General features: G+C 60.9%; 15 protein-coding genes. 6 read left to right on the top strand and 9 right to left on the bottom strand.

Translation table 11 applies throughout. From position 1 onward, the window contains the following. Nucleotides 1–102 precede the first annotated feature (102 nt). The 4 genes from lysS to prfB form a co-directional block, all read right to left on the bottom strand. The gene (gene lysS, locus LZ012_RS14105; RefSeq protein ID WP_275711454.1) at nucleotides 103–1,611 is read right to left on the bottom strand and encodes a lysine--tRNA ligase; all 1,509 of its coding nucleotides are present in this window, start codon (nucleotides 1,609–1,611) and stop codon (nucleotides 103–105) included. 130 nt (nucleotides 1,612–1,741) lie between these two features. Then, the gene (locus LZ012_RS14100) at nucleotides 1,742–2,071 is read right to left on the bottom strand and encodes a cupin domain-containing protein (protein WP_275711453.1); all 330 of its coding nucleotides are present in this window, start codon (nucleotides 2,069–2,071) and stop codon (nucleotides 1,742–1,744) included. A gap of 8 nt (nucleotides 2,072–2,079) precedes the next feature. Next, nucleotides 2,080–3,309 carry a YfiM family lipoprotein gene (locus LZ012_RS14095; protein ID WP_275711452.1) on the bottom strand — a complete coding sequence of 410 codons (1,230 nt, stop codon included), beginning with the start codon at nucleotides 3,307–3,309 and terminating at the stop codon, nucleotides 2,080–2,082. Between the two features lie 17 nt (nucleotides 3,310–3,326). Then, nucleotides 3,327–4,431 (bottom strand): peptide chain release factor 2 gene (gene prfB, locus LZ012_RS14090; protein WP_275711451.1). Its coding sequence is split into 2 segments (ribosomal slippage): nucleotides 3,327–4,349 and nucleotides 4,351–4,431, totalling 1,104 coding nucleotides; the frame shifts between segments, so codons are not numbered across the junction. A gap of 334 nt (nucleotides 4,432–4,765) precedes the next feature. Here prfB and LZ012_RS14085 point away from each other — a divergent pair. The 3 genes from LZ012_RS14085 to LZ012_RS14075 all read left to right on the top strand — a co-directional run bounded on the left by LZ012_RS14085 (nucleotide 4,766) and on the right by LZ012_RS14075 (nucleotide 8,961). Then, nucleotides 4,766–5,920: a methyl-accepting chemotaxis protein gene (locus LZ012_RS14085; protein ID WP_275711450.1), complete on the top strand. Its 1,155-nt coding sequence runs from the start codon at nucleotides 4,766–4,768 to the stop codon at nucleotides 5,918–5,920. 7 nt (nucleotides 5,921–5,927) lie between these two features. After that, entirely contained in the window at nucleotides 5,928–6,827 is a 900-nt protein-coding gene (locus tag LZ012_RS14080; protein WP_275711449.1) for a nitrate- and nitrite sensing domain-containing protein, read from the top strand. Nucleotides 6,828–6,912: 85 nt separating this feature from the next. Next, a complete protein-coding gene (locus tag LZ012_RS14075) occupies nucleotides 6,913–8,961 on the top strand; it encodes a putative bifunctional diguanylate cyclase/phosphodiesterase (protein ID WP_275711448.1) in 2,049 nt (682 codons plus the stop codon). 245 nt (nucleotides 8,962–9,206) lie between these two features. Here LZ012_RS14075 and LZ012_RS14070 read toward each other — a convergent pair whose 3' ends face one another. The 3 genes from LZ012_RS14070 to LZ012_RS14060 form a co-directional block, all read right to left on the bottom strand. Further along, nucleotides 9,207–9,563, bottom strand: coding sequence for a hypothetical protein (locus LZ012_RS14070; protein WP_275711447.1), 357 nt, complete (start codon nucleotides 9,561–9,563; stop codon nucleotides 9,207–9,209). A 91-nt stretch (nucleotides 9,564–9,654) separates the two neighbouring features. Next, on the bottom strand, nucleotides 9,655–10,281 hold the full coding sequence (locus tag LZ012_RS14065; RefSeq protein ID WP_275711446.1) for a DUF1444 domain-containing protein: 627 nt from the start codon (nucleotides 10,279–10,281) through the stop codon (nucleotides 9,655–9,657). A 376-nt stretch (nucleotides 10,282–10,657) separates the two neighbouring features. Then, nucleotides 10,658–11,326: a hypothetical protein gene (locus LZ012_RS14060; RefSeq protein ID WP_275711445.1), complete on the bottom strand. Its 669-nt coding sequence runs from the start codon at nucleotides 11,324–11,326 to the stop codon at nucleotides 10,658–10,660. Between the two features lie 213 nt (nucleotides 11,327–11,539). Here LZ012_RS14060 and LZ012_RS14055 point away from each other — a divergent pair, with 213 nt between their 5' ends. Next, complete coding sequence (locus LZ012_RS14055) at nucleotides 11,540–11,755, top strand: site-specific integrase (protein WP_275711444.1); 216 nt, start codon at nucleotides 11,540–11,542, stop codon at nucleotides 11,753–11,755. Nucleotides 11,756–11,812: 57 nt separating this feature from the next. After that, entirely contained in the window at nucleotides 11,813–12,154 is a 342-nt protein-coding gene (locus LZ012_RS14050; protein WP_420839527.1) for a tyrosine-type recombinase/integrase, read from the top strand. 293 nt (nucleotides 12,155–12,447) lie between these two features. On the opposite strand, the gene LZ012_RS14045 is transcribed toward LZ012_RS14050, so the two are convergent. Beyond that, the gene (locus LZ012_RS14045; RefSeq protein WP_275711442.1) at nucleotides 12,448–12,783 is read right to left on the bottom strand and encodes a hypothetical protein; all 336 of its coding nucleotides are present in this window, start codon (nucleotides 12,781–12,783) and stop codon (nucleotides 12,448–12,450) included. A 62-nt stretch (nucleotides 12,784–12,845) separates the two neighbouring features. After that, nucleotides 12,846–13,346 (bottom strand): hypothetical protein, encoded by a 501-nt coding sequence (locus LZ012_RS14040; RefSeq protein ID WP_275711788.1) that lies wholly within the window; start codon nucleotides 13,344–13,346, stop codon nucleotides 12,846–12,848. Between LZ012_RS14040 and LZ012_RS14035 the strand changes: the two genes are divergently transcribed. Next, nucleotides 13,233–13,505 (top strand): DNA-3-methyladenine glycosylase I, encoded by a 273-nt coding sequence (locus LZ012_RS14035; RefSeq protein ID WP_275711779.1) that lies wholly within the window; start codon nucleotides 13,233–13,235, stop codon nucleotides 13,503–13,505. The genes LZ012_RS14040 and LZ012_RS14035 overlap by 114 nt on opposite strands. The last annotated feature ends 8 nt before the right edge of the window (nucleotides 13,506–13,513 follow it).

Here is a 13,513-nt window from a genome sequence, read left to right as displayed (position 1 = left end):
GGTGCGTGAGCGAGCGCAGCCAAATCAAGGCGCCGGTGGCCGCCGCATAGCAGCGCTATGCAAGGCCGCCGGCAACGCCGAGTTGGCAAGCGCAGCCACGAATTACTCCGGACGCATGGAGGGGAAGAGGATGACGTCGCGGATGGCCGGGCTGTCCGTCAGCAACATGATCAGGCGATCGATGCCGATCCCGCAGCCACCGGTCGGCGGCAGCCCATACTCCAGCGCCCGGATGAAATCGGCGTCGTAGTACATGGCTTCCTCGTCGCCGGCGTCCTTGGCCTTGGCCTGTTCCTGGAAGCGGGCGGCCTGGTCTTCGGCGTCGTTCAGCTCGGAGAAGCCGTTGGCGATTTCGCGGCCGACGATGAACAGTTCGAAGCGTTCGGTGATTTCCGGATTGCTGTCGGAGGCGCGGGCCAGCGGCGACACTTCGACCGGGTAGTCGATGATGAAGGTCGGTTCCCAGCACTGGGCTTCTGCACAGGCTTCGAACAGCTGCAGTTGCAGGCTGCCCAGGCCGCCCGGCTTGACCGGCTCGCCGAAGTGCTTGATCTTGGCCTTCAGGAATTCGGCGTCGGCCAGCTCGGCATCGGAGAATTCCGGATGCTGGCGCTGGATGGCCTGGTTGATGGTCAGGCGATGGAAGGGCTTGGACAGGTCCAGTTCGCGGCCCTGGTAGATGAAGACTTCCTTGCCCAGCGCTTCGCGCGCGGCGTGGCGGAGCAGGCCTTCGGTGAAGTCCATCAGCGTGTGGTAGTTCGCATACGCCTCGTAGAACTCCATCATCGTGAATTCGGGGTTGTGGCGCGGGCTCAGGCCTTCGTTGCGGAAGTTGCGGTTGATTTCGAAAACCTTCTCGAAACCGCCGACCACCAGGCGCTTCAGGTACAGCTCGGGGGCGATGCGCAGGAACTGTTGCATGTCGAGCGCGTTGTGGTGGGTGACGAAGGGCTTGGCCGAGGCGCCGCCGGGGATCGGGTGCATCATCGGCGTTTCGACTTCCATGAAGCCGTGGCCGGTCATGTAGTTGCGGATCGACGCGACGATGGCCGAACGGGCGCGGAAGGTGAAGCGCGTTTCCTCGTTCATGATCAGGTCGACGTAGCGCTGGCGGTACTTCAGCTCCTGGTCGGACAGGCCGTGGAACTTGTCGGGCAGCGGACGGATCGACTTGGTGAGCAGGCGGATTTCGGTGGCCTGGATGGTCAGTTCGCCGGTGCGGGTCTTCATCAGCGTGCCGACGACGCCGAGGATGTCGCCGAGATCCCAGCCCTTGAAGGCCGCGTAGACGTCTTCGCCGACTTTGTCGCGGGCGACGTAAACCTGGATGCGGCCGGAGACATCCTGCAGCGTGGCGAAGGAAGCCTTGCCCATGACGCGCTTGAGCATCATGCGGCCGCCGACCTTGACCTCGACCGGCAGGCCTTCCAGTTCTTCAGCGGATTTCTCGCCGTAGCCTTCGTGCAACTTGGCGGCGGTGTTCTCGCGCTGGAAGTCGTTCGGGAAGGCCTGGCCCGTCTTGCGCCACTCGGCGAGCTTGGCACGGCGCTCGGCGATGATGTGGTTCTCGTCCTGCTGGACGGGCTGTTCGGCGTTGTCGGTTTGGGACATGGGGAATCCTTGAAAATTGGGTTTGCTGCGGGCTACCGCTAAAACCCTGAATTTTCGCCGATTTGGCCCCTTTGGGACAAGCGCAATCGCGGCGCTTGCCGCGTCGCCGGCCGGGAAAACCGCCGGCCGCTTACGGTGCGGCGCGGTGGATGGCCAGCCAGATGGTGTGCGTCCCGGGTTGCGTCCAGTCCACGCGGTGCTGGCGGCCGGCAGCGATGTCCAGGCAGTCGCCGGGCTGCAGGCGGCGCGCTTCGGCCTCGTCGGCAAAGCGCAGCAGCGCCTCGCCGGCGAGCAGCACGATCCATTCGGCTTGCGCCTGCTCGTACCAGAAATCGGGTGGGCTGGCCTGGCCGGTCGATACGATGCGCTCGACGACTAGCCCCGGTTCGGCCAGCAGGCGGGTGAATTGCTCGTCGGCGGCGTCGAGGGCGGGCAGGTCGGCAAACAGGTTGTCAGGCATGGGCGGGCTCACTGGTAGAGCGGCAGGCTGTCCAGGCGGCGTTCGATTTCCCGGCTCAGCGCCTTGAACTGCGGACTGTCCGGGCTTTCGAAGCGCTGCCGGAATTCCTTCTGGTGGAGGTCTTCTGGCAGGTCGCTGAAGACGGGCAGCAGTTGTCCATCCTGCAGGCCGCTCCGGACCCGGGTCATCAAGGCCTCCGGTTTCTTGACCAGCAGTTCGCCGAAGCGCGTACCGGCCCGGTCGGCAGTCAGGTCGATGAAGGAAAAGCCGCTGCCGTGGCGGGCATCGTCGAGTTCCTTGTACAGGCCGATGGCGTCGGCCACCGGTTCGCCAGACCAGGCGGCGAGGGTGGCGGAGACGACGAAATGCTGGGCCAGGTCATGCCGGCCGCCCAAGCTGATCATGACCCAGCGCACGCGCGGCCAGGTTTTGGCGGCCGGGACTAGTCCCGCCAGGTCGATGCGGGCCAACTGGCTGGCCAGGACGAGCAGGGCGGCCCGGCCATGGCCGACGGGGTCGGTATCGGCGGGGATGGTCGCGTGCAGGATCTCGGCCAGCGTAATTGGCGATCCGGGGGCGCGGTGGGCGAGCAGGGCGGCGAGCGACTGGTGGGCTTCGTGCAGATGTCGGATTTCGTCCGGCGACAGGGCCACGGCCCGTGCCCGGTCGAGTATCTGCGGCTCCCACTGGTAGGTGACGGTCACCATGCCGCTGCCGGGATTGACCTGGATGTCCTGGATGGCGTCGAGCGCCAGTTGCCACTCGCTCCCGAAGCCGCTGGCGGCGATGGCTTTGCTCAACAGGTAGTTGGCGAGGGCCGCCGGAACGGGCAGCTTGCCGAGGCTGGCGCGGGTGATGGCCGGCTTGCCGTCCACCGGCTGCAGCGCGGCGGTGACATTGAGGAAATAGCGGCCGGGTAGCACGACGGTGATGCGGGCCTGACCGGTGCCGTCGGTCAGTGCGAAGTCGCCGCGGCCGTGCAGGAAACGCCCGGCGACATAGTTGATGCCTTCGTCGATCAGGTTGGCCGGGATGTCCACCGAATCGACGGCGCCGGCTTGTTGGTGCCGCGGGTCGTGGTTGGCCAGCAGGCGGCGGACCTGGGCGACGGCGATGGGCGAAATGGCGTCGCTGCGCTCGACCAGCGGCTTGCCGTCGATGGCGGCGACAACGGCGGCTGCCGCAGCCAGCACGGGCAGCAGCAGGATGACCGCCAGCCAGGCGAAGAGGCGCCTCATCGCCTGGCGGATGCCGGTTAAACGCCTTGCTTCAGGCTGGCCTCGATGAACGGATCGAGGTCGCCGTCGAGCACGGCCTGGGTGTTGCCGGTTTCGTGGTTGGTGCGCAGATCCTTGATGCGCGACTGGTCGAGCACGTAGGAACGGATCTGGTGGCCCCAGCCGATGTCGGACTTGGCGTCTTCCAGCTTCTGCTGTTCGGCCTGCTGCTTGCGCAGTTCGAACTCGTAGAGGCGGGCACGCAGCATCTGCCAGGCTTCGTCGCGGTTGCGGTGCTGCGAACGGTCGTTCTGGCACTGCACGACGATCCCCGTGGGGACGTGGGTCAGACGGACGGCGGAGTCGGTCTTGTTGATGTGCTGACCGCCGGCGCCGGAAGCGCGGTAGGTGTCGGTGCGCACATCGGCCGGGTTGATGGCGATTTCGATCGAATCATCGACTTCCGGGAAGACGAAAACCGACGTGAAGCTGGTGTGGCGGCGGGCGTTGGAGTCGAACGGCGATTTGCGGACCAGGCGGTGGATGCCGGTTTCGGTGCGCAGCGTGCCGTAGGCGTAGTCGCCGGAGAACTTGACCGTGGCGCTCTTGATGCCGGCGACGTCGCCTTCGGATTCTTCCATGACCTCGACGGAAAAGCCCTTCTTTTCGCCGTACTTCAGGTACATGCGCAGCAGCATCGACGCCCAGTCCTGAGCTTCCGTACCGCCGGCGCCGGCCTGGATTTCCAGGAAGCAGGGCATCGGGTCGGACGGGTTGTTGAACATGCGGCGGAATTCGAGGGCGGCGAGCTTGGCTTCCAGCTCGGCGTTGTCGGCCTCGACGGCGAGCAGGGTGTCGTCGTCGCCATCTTCCTTGCCCATGGCGAACAGTTCGCGGCCGTCATTGACGCCGTTGTCCACGGCTTCGAGGACGAGCACGATGTCTTCCAGCGATTTCTTTTCCTTGCCCAGTTCCTGAGCGTATTTCGGATCGTCCCAGATCTTGGGATCTTCCATCTCCTTGTTCAGGAGCGTCAGGCGTTCGCGCTTGTGATCGTAGTCAAAGATACCTCCGAAGCTCGGCGGCGCGCTGCGCCAGATCGTCGAGCTTGTTGGAGATACTGTTGAGCTGTTCTGCTTCCATGACGTTCTTCTCGTTGCGTGGCAAAACGTCAATTATAGCTGCTGCGCAACACAGTATCCGGATGCACGTTTCCGGTGCGCTACCGCGTGCCGACCGGTGCGATGGCGGCACTCGTTTGGTGCGGTGCACCACCCGGGTGCTGGCGTCGGAATGGGCGCAAAGCGGTTTTGCATTTCATCGATGCCACGCTTTTTGATTCATTGCCTTGATTTGAAAAGAGGAATTATTTTCTGCTCGATCATGGCAAGGGAGTTGCTTAGTGTCAGGCAATCTCATCACTTTGTGCCTGCCCGATATGACTAGCACTGAATCGGTACCCGCCTTGAGCGCCTGCATGAACTCGTTGCGCCGTCGTTCGTTTGCCGGCTGGTTGCTGGCGGTGGGCGGCGGTGCAGCATTGGCCGGCGCCATGCTGAGCGATCAGGCTATGCCGTGGGCAGTCGCCGCCGTGCTCTTGCTCGGTCTGTCGGTGGCGACGGTCTTCGGGATGCAGCGCGGGCTTGAAGCGGCGCTGACTTTGATCGACGGCTTTGCCGTCGAACTGGCGGCCGGCCGGCTGGTCAGCCGCCTCGATACCCGGCGCTGCGCGACGCTGGCGCCGCTGGCCGAACGCCTGAACGGCATGGCCCGCTCCTTGTCGGGACTGTTCCTGACCTTCGCCCGGATGTCGCAGGAGATTTCCAGCGTGGCCGGCGAAAGCAACGTCAACGCCCGGGGCGGCGACGATGGCGTGCGCCGCCAGCGCGACATCACGCTGTCGTCCTCGGCGACGCTGGAGCAACTGACCGTTAGCCTGGGCATGACCAGCGACAGCGCCCAGGGGGCGGCCGCGGTGGCCGAGGCGTCCGGGCAGATGGCAGTGACCGGCGTCGAGCGGGTCAATGGTCTGGCGCGCAGCCTGGAAAGCCTGGTGGCGATGGTGCAAACGACTTCCGATAGCGCCAGCCGTCTGGGCCAGCGCTCGCAGGAAATCGATGTCATCGTCGAACTGATTGCCGAAATCGCCGCGCAGACCAATCTGTTGGCCCTGAACGCCGCCATCGAGGCGGCGCGGGCTGGCGAGCAGGGGCGCGGCTTTGCCGTGGTCGCCGACGAAGTGCGCAAACTGGCCGAGCGGACCAGCAAGGCGACCCGCGACATTGGCGAGCGCATCGAAGGGGTCCGCGTCGACGTCGGCAGCATGATCGAGGCCATGACGGCGACGACCAGCCAGGCCGCCCGCAGCCTGAGCGATGCCGGCGAAGCGGTGGCCGACCTGCACCGGGTCGAGGAGAACGCCGGCCAGACGCTGGCCCTGATCCGCGATATCGCCGCCGCCAGCCAGGAGCAGAGCGCGGCCGGCCTGAACATCGCCCGCGACATCGAGCAGGTCGCCCAACTGGCTGATGCCAACGAGCATCTGGTGCGCGAGAACAGCGAACTATCCCGTTACCTCAGTGAATTGTCCGTTCAGTTGACCGGGGCGTTAAAAAAATACCAATACGAGTGAGGTTGAAATGAACTGGCTCATTTACGCGATGCTGGCGCTGGCCATCGTCATTGTGGGGGTGTCGATGATGCTCTATCGCCGTCGGCACTGGGAATATGCCGACAAATCACTGGACAGCACGCTGGCGGCCTGCCGTTCGCTGCTCGCCCTGATCGGCCATTTTCAGCAGCATCGCGGCATGAGTTCGGCCCTGTTGTCCGGTGACCAGGCTTTCCGGACGCGACTGGACGGCAAGGGGCGCGACATCGACGGCCTGATTCCGTCCTTGCGCGAAGTGGCCGGCAAGGAAGGCGCCCGGGCGCATCCGTGCCTGACCCAGAACGATCTGGCCCTGTTCCAGTTCCAATGGGGGCAACTGCGCGAGAAGCTGACCGGACTTTCCGTCGAACAAAGCATCGCCCAGCACAGCTTCCTGATCGATCAACTGCTGCAGTGGCTCGCCGCCTTGGGCGAATCGCGGGTCGAGGTGTTGCTGGTCGATCGCTGTTCCCGCGGCCTGGTACGCAATTACGCCAGCCGCCTGCCGGCCCTGACCGAGTGTCTGGGGCAGGCCCGTGCCCTGGGGACCAGCGTCGCGGCGAAACGCGGCTGTTCGGCTGTGGCGCGCGTTCGCCTGATGTTCCTGGTGGCGCGCGCCGAGGCCTTGCTCAATCAGGCCAACGAGGTGGGCGGGCAGGGGCCGAAGGCGGAAAAGGCAGCCTTGGCGGTGCAGGAAATGGCCCGCGTAATCCGCACTCGGATGCTGCTGAGTTCCGGTATCAGCGTGGCGGCGCAAGAGTATTTCGATATCGCTACAGCAGCGGTCGATAGTGTTTTTGTATGGATAAACGAGAGCGGCACCATGTTGGCGGCAGCGGGAAACAGAAAGGCCAACGATGGACATGCCCTTCGATTGCAGAGCGCCTAAATTCAGCCTGTTGCCGAATTCGGCCGGCCGAGCGGGTTTTGGAGCTGAACATGGGGGCGGATTCGACAGACGGGCGGCATCGACCATGAGTACTGTGTTTGCGAACCTGGAAGGCATGTTTTTTCGCTGTCTGGTCGATGAATACTGGACCCTGCTCTCGGTCAGCCCCGGTTGCCGGGAACTGACCGGCCATGCCGCCCAGGATCTGGTCGGCAACCGGCAGCGGTCGCTCGAAGCGCTGACCCATCCGGAAGACCGTGCTGCCGTGCGGGGAACCATACTGGCCGCGCTCGACACCGGCGGGCGCTACCACATCGAGTACCGCATCGTCTGTCGCGACGGTGAGGAGAAATGGGTCCTGGAGCGCGGCGTCGGGCTGCGCGACGAGCTGGGGCGCCAGGTGCTCGACGGCTATCTGGAGGATATTACCGACCGCGTCCTGGCCCAGATTCAGCTGGCGGAAACCGAGTTGCGCTATCGCAGCATCTTCGAGAATTCGGTGGTCGGCATGTTCCAGAGCACCGAGAACGGGCGCTACCTGGCGGCCAACCAGGCGCTGGCCACGCTCTACCGGTACCCGACGCCGGAATCCCTGATCAGCAGCCTGGCCGACATCGCCACCGGCCTTTATGTCGCCCCGCGGCGGCGGGTCGATTTCAAGCGGCTGATCCAGCGCGACGGCCAGGTCAGTGATTTCGAATCCGAGGTCATTTGCCGCGACGGCGGCCGCATCTGGATTTCCGAAAACGCCCATGCCGTGTGCGCTCCGGACGGCTCCCTGCTCTATTACGAGGGCACGGTCGAAGACATCACCGAACGCCGTCGATACCAGTCGGTGCTGCAGCATCAGGCGACGCACGATCCGCTGACCGGCCTGCCCAATCGCAACCTGTTGCAGGATCGCCTCGATCAGGCCGTGCAGCAGGCCCTGCGCCAGGCGAACAAGGTGGCGCTGGCCTTTGTCGATCTCGACAACTTCAAGGTGATCAACGACAGCCTCGGCCATGCGGCCGGCGACGAGCTGCTGATCGAAATCGCCCGCCGTCTGCGTCACGCCTTGCGCGGTGTGGATACCATCGCCCGCTACGGCGGCGACGAATTCGTGCTGATCATGGGCGAGCAGACGTCGCGCGAGGATACCCAGCACCTGCTCGACCGGGTGCTGGCCACCATCCAGGCTCCCCTGGCCCTGGAAGGGCATGACCTGCGCATCAACTGCAGCATAGGGGTCAGCGTCTATCCCGACGATGCGCAGGATCTTGACGGCTTGCTGCGGGTCGCCGATGTGGCGATGTATCACGCCAAGAAAACGGGCAAGGGCCAATACCATTTCTACACCCGCGACCTCAACCAGGTGGTGCAGGATCGCTTTGTCCTGGAAAGTGCCCTGCAGCGGGCCATCGAGCACAACGAACTGACCGTGGTCTATCAGCCGAAGACCGACGCGGCGGGGCGGGTGCGCGGTTTCGAGGCGCTGGTGCGCTGGAACAGTGCTGGGCAGGGCCTGGTGACACCCGACCGTTTTATCCCGCTGGCCGAGGAAACCGGGCAGATCCTGGCCATCGGCGAGCAGGTGCTGTATGCCGCCTGCCGGACCGCGGCGAGCTGGCCGCTGGTCGATGGGCAGGCCCTGGGCATCGCGGTCAACCTGTCGGCGCGGCAATTGAAGGAGCCCGGCCTGCTGGCCATGATCGCCGACGCCCTGGCGGTGTCCGGTCTGCCGCCGGACTGCCTGGAGCTGGAAATCACCGAGAGCATGATCATGGGCGACGTCGAGCACACCATCCGCGTGCTCAAGTCGATCAAGGCGCTTGGGGTGCGCATCGCAGTCGATGATTTCGGCACCGGCTATTCGTCATTGAGCTACCTGCAACGCCTGCCGATCGACACCCTGAAGATCGACCGCTCCTTCGTTTCCGGTTGCGACCGCGGCGGCAAGGCGATGGCGATTCCGCACGCCATCATTTTTCTGGGCAAGACCCTGAACCTGCACATCGTCGCCGAAGGCGTCGAAACCGAGGGGGAAAGGGACGTGCTAGCCATTAGCGGCTGCAACGAATTCCAGGGCTATTTCTTTGCCCGGCCGATGCAGCATGCTGCGGTCGACGAGTATTTGCGGTCGATTTTGAACTGACCCGATGTCACGCAGCGGTTCGCGATGCTGTGTGGCAGCCCGGCCGAATCCAGCCGTAGCGCATTGGGCCGTAGTTCGGCCCTAGCGGACAGTGGCCTTCTAAATGCAAATGGCCGGTTCTGATTACAGACCGGCCTTTGTGCTTTGAAGATACCGATGACGGCTCTGGGGCAACCTGCTACATCCACTTTCGACCCAAAGCGGTAATTGGCTGCTTGGGAAAGCGGACATTCAAACGTACTAGCTCAGGGACGCACCGCTTGCGGCGCGTCCCTTGGAGCGGAAGGTTGGGCCAAGACGACCCGGATGCTTATTGTGCGAAAACGGGAAAACAGCCACAGCCCAAAGCTAGTCAGGGTGCCCAGGAAGCCTGTGAAAAGCAGTGCGATGAACACGGATAGAGCGGGGCCAACAAACAGAGCAGCCACGCCATGAATGGGTTGGTTGTTCCATTTTACGGTGTCAGCACCGAAAAGGCCTGAGATACCAAACACCAAACCAAGAGGAACAAAAGCTATGAGAAGCCCACAAAGGAGCAATTTGTAGATTGACGCTGCTTTGACTTTGCGAACTACTAAAACTTGCTCGATTTCTGCGCTCACGTAGTGTCTCCGTTAGGCCCAACGTCGAAATTAACCGGCCCGCAATGGCGGTGCGAAGCGCTGCCGTTGTGGGTCCGTGTTGAATGTAGTGTTAGGAGTGGAAGCTATCGACAATCCACGAATTGTTGTGCCTGACGAAGACAAGCTTGGACAAGGCATAACGGTTATCTTCCAGTTCTTTTTCTGCCATTTCTTTCATGAAAGCCGGGCCTTCTTCCCACTCTAAACATGTGACGAAGAGTAGATCGCGCGAAGGAACAACGGCCATCGGTGTGCCAGGCAAGTGCTCAGCAAGAGAATCCCAAAGGGTGGGATGCAAAAGTAGAGTCGCCTCGAAATTTCCGCCTGCGGTAAGCATGAATCGCGGAGCGCTGCCATGAAGCTGAATTTCAGGAATTCGGTTAGGTAGATTTTGAATTGCGAGGGCGTGCAGTTCATCCATGTTCAGGCCAAGCTCACGCATTCGCTTTTTGGACAGATATGCGAAGCGGTCCGGGAGATCCTCTGCGTACATGACAATGAGGTCACCCGCGAAGACGTTCGAAATAGGAGAGTCGCCCTCGGGGAGCTCAATGTGTTGCAGTCCAGTGCCTTGGTGTTCGACCACCTTGATCATAGGAACAATTCTTTCAAGAACGTCTTTGTCGTGGTCAGTGCTCGGGCTCGCTGCAGCAACCGGTTGCGCTTCTTCTTTTCTTTTGCGAAATAGGCCAAACAAGAGAGACTCCTAACAGTTAGCAAACGGACCCGCTGGGTCCGTATATGAAATGCAAATACATGCAGCAATTATGCTTTCGGAATTGCCGGTGGGGCAAGGAGGTGGCCCAAGTCAGGGCCGTATAACAACTCCAATAATACGGACGCCCGGAAGACGGCTCGGATGTCCGCTATCGGGACAAATCCTCAATGACCGCTTCTGGCCGACTCCCGCCTGGTGCAGTTACATCTCAAGCGCGAGGCCACGCCAATGGCCGCTTCTCAAAACTCAACTGACGGCCTGCGGCCCATAGCTGACGGCGGTGTTTGCTGACAGCAGACTTTCATGGCATTTCGCAGCAAGCCAACAAGGGTCTTAGAGATAGACGCTGGTGGCATCACTTATTAGATGCTAGTCGCCTGGCTTTCTTGAGCAGATACCAGCCATACATCGCCAACGCAAATAAATTCCATGGCAACAAAATTGTGGCCCAACCCAGCCACAAGTAATCGGATGTCTGTACTGTTTTCACATCCAGCGGAGGAGCAATATAAATTTTCACTTGTTCGTTTGCGGTAATGGTTCCCGCCTGAACCACAGAGAATTTCAACGTTGAAAAGCCGGCAGGCAATGTTGGTCGAAGATGGTTTGCTGGAGGCCAGGGGTATGCAGCAGGGTCGTCGTCTTCGACAAACGGTTCGAAAATGCGTTTTGCGGTGGAGTCGTCCTTCTCGAAAGCGAGATACCCTCCAGGAAACATCTCATACACCTGACGACCTAGTTCACTTGCTGCCAAAATCTTAATCGCTTCGCCCGGGCTATCGAACCGGATTTTCCCGCCATTTGGGTCGGTGTGCTTAATCCCCCCCAATTCAGGCCGAATCGTCCCTTTCTGCTTATTGAAATCCAGGCGAAAGTGCAAAGGCGTAGGGGATAGCCGAAAAACCGATACCTCAACACTCTCACCCTTTGTCAGGCGCAGAGGGATTATTGTTCCAATTGAGGATGCAATTCCAAGGAGTTGAGTCGCCAGTAGGGCAATCAGCACAAGCAAATGCAGAGCCAAGGCAATTTTCTGTATTCCTTCAGATTTCCACTTGGCCACACTGCCTCTGAAAAAAAGATGACATAGAAATTTTATGGTCTAAATGGCTGCTTCGGGAGATTTCTTCAACCGACTGCTCTTGGCCGGAAGCACCTATCCAACAGTCTCGCTGAAACCTGACGTTCGCTGTTTGGCAGAACAATCAGATTCCCATCAACACCAAAGGAGTCTGACATGGAATCCTCACAACACCGGGAAGCCTGGAACAAGGGTAAGTTGGTCGGCCAGAAGCCTCCTCTGAAGCCCAAGGATATTTGGGCAATCCGAATCCCTTTGCAGAATGCTCATCAGGTTCGAGATCTGGCCATGTTCAACTTGGCAATTGACAGCAAGTTGCGTGGCTGCGATCTCGTCAATTTGCGGGTTCGGGACGTTACCCACGGTAGCTAAGTATTGACCCGGGCAATGGTTATCCAGCGGAAAACGCAACGCCCAGTGCAGTTCGAGTTGACTGAACCGACCCGGTCGGCGGTGGCAGCATGGATTGTGAAGGCGAATCTCAAAGCGGAGCAGTATCTCTTTCCCAGCCGCGTCGTTCGCTCCCCGCATGTATCCACCCGGCAATATGCCCGAATCGTGCACCATTGGGTGGCGGCCGCTGGCCTGGACACATCCGCCTACGGAACGCACTCGATGCGCCGAACAAAGGCGACACTGATCTACAAGCGAACCAAGAACCTGCGGGCGGTTCAGTTGCTGCTTGGGCATACCAAGCTGGAGAGTACCGTCCGATACCTAGGTATCGAAGTCGATGATGCCCTCGAAATTTCGGAACAAACCGAGATCTAGCCCTGTAATCCGGCCGTACGCTGGATTCAACGCGTGCGGCCGCTTTCGGGCATGGCGATAGATGCGTACTGTCGGCCACGAGCGGCCTGTTACACGCTCCGGGCTGCAGACATTCAAGGGACCGGTGTACTCCGTAACTAGTCGTACCCCCTACGCGAACAACTCGGCCAAAGCGGACTGACGATCCGTAAATCTGATCTGTCCGCTAGGTACTGCCGAGCCGACATTCGCTATACATGCTCCGCATGGCTACGCGTCAGCCAACGGGAATTTTGAGAAAATTCCCTACTCAATTAGATGCCTGACGGCGGCGGTTCGAGCAAGAAGTCCGAGCGGATATCTATCTTGGTAACGCGCATACGTCGGGCTTCTGGGTTGATAGCCAGTTCAAACCTGTCGCCAGCCTTTAGGCCCAGCGTTAGGATTTTGGACAGGAACCGTTTGATGCGGTTATTGCCGCTCGAAAAGCGAGCAAATAGCACCGGCTCGTTGAATCCCTCCAGCTCGTAGTGCCCGTCGGTCAACAATCGAGCGCAATTGCTTGGAAGTGACCAATAGCGGTGCTTCACTATGTTGTCGCTGAGTTCGCAGTCCACATGGTAGTAGCCGTCTACGTCCCGTTCACTCACAGGGATGCTCTTTGAGGCATCACCACCTACCGAGTCCTGCGCGTTCTTCAGGAATGGCGCACTCAGGGGGCACCACGTAGGGCAAAGACGCCCCGATCGAGCTGACGATAGATCGGGGAGCTGTTTAGGCTTACCTGCAGCGCCATAAACTTCACCCGGCCACCATCGACAAGCTGAGTGTTGAGCATGTGCCGGGAAACGATGTTTCCGTTTGCGATCATGAGTCGATAAACCGCAGCTTCTGTATCGGACAGTACAGTTTCGACTGGAATAGAAGGCTCAAGAAAGAAATCGTCGTACTGGATATTCTTCAACCTTTTCACTCGGCGCAGGACCTCGACGACGATCAGCAAAGGCGGCTCGATCAGGTACTGACGCTGCCGATCGGGTTCATAGTTGCCGCGCCGGGAGCGGACCAATCCAGCAAGGATCTCCTCAGCGTCGACGCGCTGACCAGCGGCCGCGAGAATCTTGGTGGCCACCGACACCAGACGGTTGTCTTTGCCTTCGCCGTACCAAAACCAACCATCCTTCTCGATCAGCCACTCGAAGCCTGGGATCATTCGGCAGTCCCGCTCAACATCACTGGGCAGGATTCCCCGCCCCAATGTCTCGCCCCGACGATTTGCTATGCCTTCATGCAGGCATCAGGGATGGTCAATGACCATCTAGTTTCTTGTTCACGGCATTGGGAAGTTCAGGGGCGGTTTCGCCAAGGATGATTGTGGCC

It is taken from the genome of Dechloromonas hankyongensis, assembly GCF_022012295.1.
In the GTDB taxonomy this organism is placed as follows: Bacteria; Pseudomonadota; Gammaproteobacteria; order Burkholderiales; family Rhodocyclaceae; genus Azonexus; species Azonexus hankyongensis.
Note: the sequence above shows the minus strand (reverse complement) of the source record. Positions and strands in the feature narration are given on the sequence as shown.